We start from the raw sequence: 9371 nt of genomic DNA on the forward strand, positions 1-9371 counted from the left end.
CCCCGCCTGCCCGGGGCCACAAAAGGGGCGAAGCCCCGGCCCCGGGCGCGGAAACAGGCGGAAGATCTTCGCCCCCCGGAAAAAGCCGCCCGGTTGCGCCCCCCAGCACGCCCGGCGCAGGCTGCCCGAGCCGGGAAGGGGAACCACCAACCCCGACCGCCAAGCCAGGTCACACCACCCGGCCACCCACCAGGGCCTTGGGAATGTGGATCAGCGGTTGTCCTCGGTGTCGTCTGCGCGGGGATCGGGGTGGCAGGCGTCAGGCGGGTGCTGTCGGTCGCTCGGAACTCGCGTGGCCGGAGGTGCGTGTGGTCCTTGTCTCCGGTCGTTCCGCTGTCCTTGTCCTGCCACGGTCCTGTGTTCCGCCGTGGTCGGGACAGGGTGTCGCCTGGTCGGGGCGCTGGGAATGGCCTTCCGGTGATTGGTAGTGGCGTTCCACGGGCTCCGGGAATGAGCGGGCTCTGTGCTCGTCCGGGTACGGACATGGGTCATGGCCCGGTCTCTTCACAGAGCTCCGCTACCGAGTAGCGGTTCGTGGGTACGTCTCTGCCCCCTGCGCAGGCGGGGCAAGGGTCGGCAGATCACGGGAGTTCGCGGTCGGTACTGCCCGGGCGGGCCCCGGCCGCCACTGCCTCTCAGCACTCTTGAAGCCGTTTCCTCGGCGGGGTGCTCTGTTCGCTGCTTCCTGGCCGCCCTGACGGGTTGTCGGAGGTACCGGGGCTGGATGGTCACGGGTGTACTCGGGCCTCCGCCTCAGTGGGCATACCGGTCGGGACGGCCGCAGGGTGGATCGGGGAGCTCTGTGTGGTGGCTTCGGGCTTCCCGGCTGGCTGGCTTGGCCGGGCCGTCTTTGCGGCGGCCGGCTCTCCTCGATCCTTGTTCGGCGACCGCGGGCGCGGCCTGGGGCCGCTGGCATGGGCGTGCTTCCCGGCGGGGCGCAGCGGTCCCCGGTCGGCCGGCTCGTTTACGTGGCGCCGTCCGGCAGGCTGGCCCGGTGGAATCGGCCAGGCGACGTGCGAGCTGGACCGGTCCGGATCCGTTTCCTCTCGCGGTCGGTCGGTGCAGTGGCCCGGTCGGCAGGGCGGCGGGTGCGGCACGGGTCTGGCCGCCCTGGTCGGGCGGCCCACGGGGGCCGGGCGGCAGCCGGCTGTTGGAGCCGCGGTTGGCTCCGTTGCTCTGCCGTTCGGTCAGTCCCGGGCGCCGGCCAGGTCGTGCGGGTACGAAGCGGACCGCCGTGGGCTCATGGCGGGCCGCTTCGTCCTGGCGTCTTCGGGCTGCCACTGCTTGTGTGGGGTGGCTGCCGGAACGGGCGGGGCCGTATCAACCCCTGGCGTTCTTGGTCGGTTGAGGGACTGTCGGAGAGTCGTGTCTCCCCTCCGCCTGCTGTCGGAGGGGTGGTGCCGGGCCCGGTGTCGGGCCCGGCACCGGGGGTGTCAGCCCTCCTGCTGCGCGGTCAGGGCTCGGACGCTCTCCTTGAAGTAGACGCCTCGGCCGATGTAGTCGACGGGACGTCCCTGGCCGTCGACGTCCGTCAGGTGCGGGGAGTAGGTACCGGGGCTGAAGAGGACCGTCTGTCCCGGCGTCGCGACCCGCTGGGCCAGGGCGATGGCCTCCCGGTAGTCGGCGACGGTGTCGATGTTGGGGGTGCCGGCGCTGCGGGCGAAGGTCACGAGCTGGTCGGCCGTGGGGCCGAAGGTGATCAGGTGGTGCACCTTGTCGTGGAGCCCGGGGACCAGGCGGGCGAAGATGACGCCCTTGTTGTCCTCGCCTCCGGAGATGAGGACGACCGTCCGCCCATCGATCGCGTTGAGCGCGTGGGCGGTGGAGTCCACGTTGGTGGCCTTGGCGTCGTTGTAGTAGTCGACCCCCTGGTGGGTGCCCACGTACTCGGTGACGTGTTCGCGGCCCTCGAAGCCGGTGATCGCGGTGGCGACGGTGTCGAGCGGGACTCCCCAGCTCAGGAGGACCGCGATGGCGGGCAGGGTGTTGGGAAGCGCCCCCAGGGCCTTGACCCGTTCCTTCGGGAACAGCGTCTGCTCCTGGCCCGCCAGTCGCACGACGACCTGGCCGTCGTCGAGGAAGACTCCGTCGAGGCCGGCCGGGAGGGCGCCGCTCATGCTGGTGTACAGGAGCCGTCCCGGGGTCTTGGCGGCGAGGTCGCTGCTGGCCTCGTCGTCGAGGGAGACGACGGTGAGGCTGTCAACGGTGTTGTTCTTGAGGAGCTGGCCCTTGAGACGGACGTATTCGTCCCAGTCGTAGAGGTTGGAGTGCTCGGGGTTGATGTTGGTCAGGACCCCGGTCGCGGGGGCCAGGCCCGGGCTGTTCTGCAGCTGGGCCGCGGAGACCTCCAGGACGACGATGTCTTCGGGCTTGATGCTGGGAATCTTGCTGGCGAACTCGGTGCCGATGTTGCCGACGAGGTGGACGGTCTTCCCGTGGGCTTTCAGGCCGCGGGTGATGAGCGTGGTGACGCTGCCCTTGCCGTTGGTGCCGCTGACCGCGATCACCGGAGCGGGGCACAGCCGGAAGGCCAGCTCGATCTCGCTCCAGATGTGGATCTTCGCCTCGCGAGCGGCGATGAGGACCGGGTGGTTGTTGTCGATCGCGGGGCTACGGACGATGAGCTGGAAGGCCGTGGGGTCGACGGAGGTGGCCCTGAGCTTGTAGGTGATGTTCATGCCGGCGAACCGCTGCATGACCTCCGGCAGCTCCTCGGCGGACTTGGCGTCCATGACGGTGACCTTCGCGCCCTGGTGGACACCGAGTTCGGCGGCGGACTGACCGCTCATCCCCAGTCCGATGACCAGGACGGGCTTGCCCTTCAGGTCGACGGGTTCACCCCGGTAGAGCTTCGGCTTGATCGGCTTGATGTTCATATGGTTCTCCCTGGTGGGTGGCCGGGAGGGGTGGCCGCCTGGTTGGCGGTCGGGGTTGGTGGGGCCCCTTTCCGGCGCGGGGCACCAGCGCCGGGCGGGCCCGGGGGGCGCAACCGGGCGGCCCGGGGGGCGAAGATGTTCCGCCCCGCCTGCCCGGGGCCACAAAAGGGGCGAAGCCCCGGCCCCGGGCGCGGAAACAGGCGGAAGATCTTCGCCCCCCGGAAAAAGCCGCCCGGTTTCGCCCCCCAGCACGCCCGGCGCAGGCTGCCCGAGCCGGAAAGGGGAACCACCAACCCATCCACCAAGCCAGGTCACACCACCCGGCCACCCACCAGGGCCTCTCTGCACCACTGACAAGACCCGGACACCACACCGCATCCGACAGAAAGGCAGGCTCTCCGTCAGCTTCGCCCGGACCGTGCCGACGCGGGCCACCTGACCGCACGACGACCGGGACGGACCCCGCACCACGGATGCCGGCGGTGGGGCGGATGGCTCAGCGGTCTAGCTCGCGCACGGTCTCGATGTCGTCGAACGACAGGGTCCGGGTACCGATGATCTGGTAGTTCTCCGATCCCTTCCCCGCGATCAGGACGATGTCTCCGTGCCGGGCTGCGGCCAGGGCTTTCCCGATGGCCTGCCTGCGGTCGGTGATCCGGTCGAAGGGGGTGCCGGTGGGGATGATCCCGTGGGTGATCTGGTCGATGATCTCCTCGGGGTCCTCACCGCGTGGGTTGTCCGAGGTGAGGACGCACAGATCCGAGTGGCGTCCGGCGATCTCGCCCATCGGCGCTCGCTTGCCCGGGTCCCGGTCACCACCGCAGCCGAAGACCGTGATCACACGACTGGTCGCGAACCCCCGGACGGTGGACAGGACGTTCTCCAGCGCGTCGGGAGAGTGCGCGTAGTCCACGATGACGGTCGCGCCGCGGCGGGTCCGGAGCGTCTGGAACCTTCCCGGGGCCGCGGGAAGGCCGTCCAGGGCACGGACCAGGGATGCGGGGTCGTGTCCCAGGACGGCACAGGCCGCCACGGCCGCCAAGGCGTTGGCGACGGCGAAACGGCCGGGGACAGGCAGCTTCACGGGGTACTCCAGGCCCGCGTGGTGGAGGGTGAACGACGTGCCACCGGAGGTGACGGTCACGTCCGTCGCGCGGTAGTCGGCGGCTGGGTCGTCGAGTCCGTACGTGACGGCGCTGGCCGTCATGGCGGCGATCTCGCGACCCACCGGGTCGTCCGTGTTGACCACCGCGGAGCGTGCGATGCCGCGGAAGAGCCTGAGCTTGGCGTCCTTGTACGCGGCCATGCCGCCGTGGTCGTCCAGGTGGTCCGGAGTCAGGTTGGTGAACACGCCGACGTCGGTGAAGGTGTGTGCCACCCGGTGCTGGGCCAGGGCCATGGAGGACGCCTCCATGACGACGGTGCCGGCGCCGCGCTCACGCATCTCGCGCAGCAGGTGCTGGAGGTCGACGGCCTGAGGGGTGGTCGGGGTGGTGGTGGCGATGTCGACCGGTTCGCCACCGATCCGATGGCCTCCGGTGCCGATCACCCCGACGCGCGTGCCCGTGGCGGCGCGCAGGAGGGCCTCGATCGCGAACGCGACCGAGGTCTTCCCATTGGTCCCGGTGATCGCGACCACGTCCAGTTCACGGCCGGGCTCGCCGAAGTAGCGGGAGGCGACGGCCGCGGCGGCTTCCCAGGTGTCGGGGACCCGGACCGCGCAAACGCCGGGCGGCAGTTCGAGGTCAGCCCGGTCGACCAGGAGGGCGGACGCCCCGTTCGCGACGGCCTGGCCGAGGTGGCGGTGGCCGTCGGTCCGGCGGCCGGGCAGTGCGATGAACAGCCGGCCCGGTCCGGCGCTACGCGAGTCGGTGGTGATGCCACCGGTGATGTCGACCTGCGGGTCCCCCTGCAGGGTCGTGTGGTCGAGGCCGGCCAGTGCGTCGATCAGTTTCACGTGGTTCTCCGGTGTGACAGGGGCTGGCGGGGTGGGCGGGCGCCGCAGGCGCACGCCCACCCCTCACTGGCAGCCTTTCAGTTCGTGTGACCGGAGCTGGGTGGGTAGGCACCCGGCAGGGTGCCTACCCACCCGGGGTCAGGCCTGGGATCCGAGCCAGGCCCGACCGATGGGGGCGATGTCGTTCGGGCCCACGGTGATCAGGGTGTCTCCCTCCCGCATCCCCTGCAGCGCGCCCAGGATGCTCTCCGTGTTGGGGGCGTCATTCACGTCCGGGACGTACTGCACGTTGAGCCCGGCCTCACACAGCACCTCCAGGACGTGCTCCGGAGTCATCTCGAAGGTCTCCTTGTCCCGCCCGCGGAAGATCCCGGTGAGCACGATCCGGTCGCGGCTGGTGAAGGCGTCGGGGTACTGCTGGAGCAGGTCCCGCACCCGGCTGTAGCTGTTCGGGCGCAGGACGACGGTGATGCGACCGCTGCCCGCCGCGCCTCGGAGCGCGGACATCGTGGCCTTCATCTCCTCGGGGGTGCAGGCCAGGTCGTCCCAGACGTTCACCCCGTCGCGCTTGCCCTGGAACTGCAGGCGGCGGGGTGCGCCGGTGAACGACTCGATCGGCTCGCGCATCTCGTCGAGCGTCAGACCGTGCTGGTGGCCCGTGGCGATCACGGCCAGGGTGTTGGTGACGTTGTGCTCGCCCAGCAGGCCCGAGGCGATCTCCCCGAGCAGCTCGCCCCGGTACAGGACCGCGAAGCGGGCGCGCCCTCCGTCCCAGCCGAGGATGACCGCCCGGTAGTCGGCCTCCGGGGAGAACCCGAAGGTCACGCGTCGCAGGTCGCGACCCTGGCCCAGGTCGCGGGTCCGGGGCTGGTCCGCCGAGGTGACGAGCAGGCCGCCCTGGCGGATGTTGCCGACGAAGGTGTCGAAGGCGTCGTACATGTCCTCCGGGCTCGTGAAGTAGTCGCCGTGGTCGCCGGGCACCATGTTGAGGACGATGGCCGTTCCGGGGCGGATGTGGTGGAAGGCCCGGTAGTACTCGCACGCCTCGGCGACGGCGTACTTGCCCCGGCCATCGCGGTAGTTGGGGTTGTCCTGGGTGGCGGGGCTGCCCACCACGATCGTCGGGTCGAGGCCGGCGGCGGTGAGCACCAGACCGAGGAGCGTGGTGGTGCTGGTCTTACCGGCCGTTCCGGCGACGGCGATGGACTCCTCATGCGGCGCCAGCACCGACCCCAGGAGGCGGGCCCGGTCCGCGACGCGGATCCCGATTTGGCGGCCCCACAGGACCTCCGAGTTGGTCAGGCCGACGGCGGCGAGCGAGGCGACGACCACCGCGGTGCGGCTCTGGACGTTGGACGGGTCGTGGCCGATGGTCACCTCGATGCCTGCCGCGCGCAGGGCGTCGACGTTGCCGCTCTCGGCCGAGTCGGAGCCGGTCACCTTGTGGCCCTGTCGGTTGAGCAGGAGTGCCAGGCTGCTCATGCCCACGCCACCGATGCCGACGAAGTGGATCGGACGGTTCTTGTCCAGCGCTGCGAGGTTGATCATGTGTTCTCCCTGGTGGGTGGCCGGGAGGGGTGGCCGCCTGGTTGGCGGTCGGGGTTGGTGGGGCCCCTTTCCGGCGCGGGGCACCAGCGCCGGGCGGGCCCGGGGGGCGCAACCGGGCGGCCCGGGGGGCGAAGATGTTCCGCCCCGCCTGCCCGGGGCCACAAAAGGGGCGAAGCCCCGGCCCCGGGCGCGGAAACAGGCGGAAGATCTTCGCCCCCCGGAAAAAGCCGCCCGGTTTCGCCCCCCAGCACGCCCGGCGCAGGCTGCCCGAGCCGGAAAGGGGAACCACCAACCCATCCACCAAGCCAGGTCACACCACCCGGCCACCCACCAGGGCCTCTCTGCACCACTGACAAGACCCGGACACCACACCGCATCCGACGGGTCCACCGGCAGGTCCCGCAGTGGCTGCCACGAGGACCCACGACACTGGCCCTCGTGGCTTTCGCAGGGGATCAACCGGTGGCACAGCGCTCGCGGGGGGTTCGGCAACGGTCCACCAGGGTGGTGCGATTTCTGGGGATGGGTGCTGAACCGGGTGTGTGCGGGTGGCGGCTCTCTCCGACCATCCGGATGGCATCTGGCTCCCGGGGGGCGCCGTCGTCAGCTCCTGGTTCGGATCACGAGATGGGTGCCGGTACGAAGGTCCGACCGGTTGGCGTCCGGCTGGCGGTTCGCCGACTGCGGGGTCGATTGCTCTGGCCGGGACCCACTCGGCTGGCGCTCGGAGTTCCGCCGAGTAGTGGGTTCAGCGGTGGTGGCAGTCCTGTCGGTAGCGGGTCCGTTCTGATCTGCGGGGCTTCCACGTTGCGCACCCGATGGCCCTCCTCCCATGTCGGGCTCTCCTCGATCCCCCGGCTCTCGCGGACACATACGTCCGGTTGGTCGAAGACCCGTTGCAAAGCCATGGGCCCCGGTGGCGCCCGCAGCCGTATCTACCGCTCGGGAGACACCGCCTCCTAGACGCAGACCCTTTCTCGTACCAACCGACCTGAGCAGCGGGTGTCTGCGGTCCGGTCCCCTTCCAGGTAGAGCTCGTGGCCCATGGCAACTACCGCCGTCAGCAGCGATCCGGCCGGAACGATGCCGCCCGAGGACACGCTTACCAGCCAGCCAGGCGTGACTGCGGCCCGGCGGCCCGGGACGGGCTCTGACGGCCCCCAGGGCCGGCAGAGCCCGGCACGGTGAACGCCGCCGGGCCACCAACACAGCCGCCCCCGAAGGGGGCGACCACGCACCTGCCGGCCCGCCAGGGCCGCCGCCTGGCGGGCCGGAGCGGTGGCCAAAGGCCCGCCAGGGCCGACGCCACCGCACAGGCCCACCAGGCCAGAAGAACCGCCACGCCGAAGGCGTGACCACGGCACGGTGGCCCGGCACGGTGGCCAAAGGCCCCCCAGGGGCCGACGCCACCGAGACGGTGAACGCCACCGGGCCACAACACAGCCGCCCCCGCAGGGGGCGACCGCTTGCGTGCGGGATACGACTCCCCGGACAGGCCGCGGACTCGATCCGATGCCGACACCCGTCCGCGCGCACAAGAGGCTGGGTGCCTCTTGTGCGCGCTGCGAGGCTGTCAGGTCGCGATCAGCGATAGTCCCTTCAGGTCGTGAGGCAGGGCGTCCATGACCAGCTCGTCGCAGGGCTGACCGTTCCAGAACCCTGCCTGGCGTACGCGCCCGGCGTCCTGGAAGCCGGCCTTCCTGTACGCACGGATCGCGGCCGTGTTGGGGGCGAGCACCGTGAGGTGGATCATTCGCACGCCGGAGATGTGGAATCCGTAGTCCATGGTCAGACGTGTCGCTTCTGCCGCCAGCCCAAGCCCTTTGGCCTCGGGGGCCAGCAAGATGAGGAACTCCGCCGTCTTGACGGGCTGGTCGAGGATGAGCGTGGTGATTCCGACCGGCTCGCCGGTCTGCCGATGGTGGACCGTGAACTTGATGGTGATGTCGGAGTGGGCGTTCACCTCGAAGCCCTTGGTGCGGGCTTCCAACGATTCCGGCAGCTGGCGGCCGAAGCCGCGCATGGCGCCGATGTCATTCGCCCAGCGCAGGTACTCGGGGATGAGCTCGGCCTTCATCGGGCCGAGCGCCACCCGTTCTCCGGAGAGGTAGTAATCACTCATGCGTGTGCTCCGTTCTCGGACCGCGCGGCAGGTATCCGCGTGATCGGGATGAAGTTCGATGTCGACACCGGCTCGTCGACGGGGCTCCCCTCGGCCTCCACCCATGCGTGGAACTGCAAGGGGTCGATGTCGACACCGTGGCACCACGTCGCGTGGCACCCCATCATGGCGAGCGTCAGAAGTGTGGCCACGCTCTCTTCGAGGCAGGCGACTCGCGCGGGGACGAATCGGCCGACCCACCGGACCGCGCGGATGGCCTGCTCCGCCTCCCGCTGGTTGGCAGGGCGCACACGCCGCGTGCTCACCGTGGCGAGCCACGTCATCCGCAGGAAGCGGTTCTTGCGGCGGGCCGTCTGCCGCCCGATCAAGGCGATGCACAGAGCGGCAGCCGCCGGGACACGCCACCGCCGCGAGGAAGCGAGTGGCGGAGCCAGCCGGACACGGGTCTCCCTGGTACCCCAGCTGGGCTTGGAGACGACGTGGAACGGCGGTTCCCACGGCCCGGGCTCGGCCACCTTGTCTACCAGGCCTTTGGCCAGCCATGCCTTCACGGTGGCCTCGGCACCGGAACGGTCCACACCCGCCCGGTCCGCGGCCTCAGCGACGTCACCATTGGAGGCGACGAGACCGAGCCACAGGTCGTTCGCCGCGCCCTCAAGAGCTTCCAGGCTGGCGTTGCGGGTGTTCACCAGCACGACTGCAGGGCCGGTCACAACAGTGCGGACAGCAGCCTGAACGGCTGCCGGGTTTGAGTTCGTCACCGGGTTTCCTTTTCTGTGTCGGGGTGGGGCGGCGCCCCCCGGTGTGGGGGGCGCCGCTGGTGGGTCAGACCTGGTAGGGGTAGCGCTTGTCGTCGCTGCCGCTGCCG

5 protein-coding genes are annotated in these 9371 nt (G+C 70.5%); all 5 read right to left on the minus strand.

Annotated elements, in window-relative coordinates:
- Positions 1-1433: 1433 nt before the first annotated feature.
- Positions 1434-2876, minus strand: a complete 1443-nt coding sequence (murD, locus tag ACIRD3_RS40240; RefSeq protein WP_402227076.1) for a UDP-N-acetylmuramoyl-L-alanine--D-glutamate ligase — start codon at positions 2874-2876, stop codon at positions 1434-1436.
- Positions 2877-3372: 496 nt separating this feature from the next.
- Positions 3373-4833, minus strand: coding sequence for a UDP-N-acetylmuramoyl-L-alanyl-D-glutamate--2,6-diaminopimelate ligase (locus tag ACIRD3_RS40245; RefSeq protein WP_402227077.1), 1461 nt, complete (start codon positions 4831-4833; stop codon positions 3373-3375).
- Positions 4834-4971: 138 nt separating this feature from the next.
- A complete protein-coding gene (murC, locus tag ACIRD3_RS40250; protein ID WP_402227078.1) occupies positions 4972-6381 on the minus strand; it encodes a UDP-N-acetylmuramate--L-alanine ligase in 1410 nt (469 codons plus the stop codon).
- Between the two features lie 1573 nt (positions 6382-7954).
- Positions 7955-8503: a GNAT family N-acetyltransferase gene (locus ACIRD3_RS40255; RefSeq protein ID WP_402227080.1), complete on the minus strand. Its 549-nt coding sequence runs from the start codon at positions 8501-8503 to the stop codon at positions 7955-7957.
- Complete coding sequence (locus ACIRD3_RS40260) at positions 8500-9192, minus strand: lasso peptide biosynthesis B2 protein (protein ID WP_402227081.1); 693 nt, start codon at positions 9190-9192, stop codon at positions 8500-8502. The genes ACIRD3_RS40255 and ACIRD3_RS40260 overlap by 4 nt, the downstream gene beginning before the upstream one ends.
- Positions 9193-9371: the final 179 nt, after the last annotated feature.

Origin of the sequence: Kitasatospora sp. NPDC093550 (assembly GCF_044764985.1) — a bacterium.
In the GTDB taxonomy this organism is placed as follows: Bacteria; Actinomycetota; Actinomycetes; order Streptomycetales; family Streptomycetaceae; genus Kitasatospora.

Coding starts and splice junctions, on each gene's coding strand:
- murD (WP_402227076.1), bottom strand. CDS start 2,876: ATGAACATCAAGCCGATCAAGCCGAAGCTCTACCGGGGTGAACCCGTC.
- murC (WP_402227078.1), bottom strand. CDS start 6,381: ATGATCAACCTCGCAGCGCTGGACAAGAACCGTCCGATCCACTTCGTC.
- ACIRD3_RS40255 (WP_402227080.1), bottom strand. CDS start 8,503: ATGAGTGATTACTACCTCTCCGGAGAACGGGTGGCGCTCGGCCCGATG.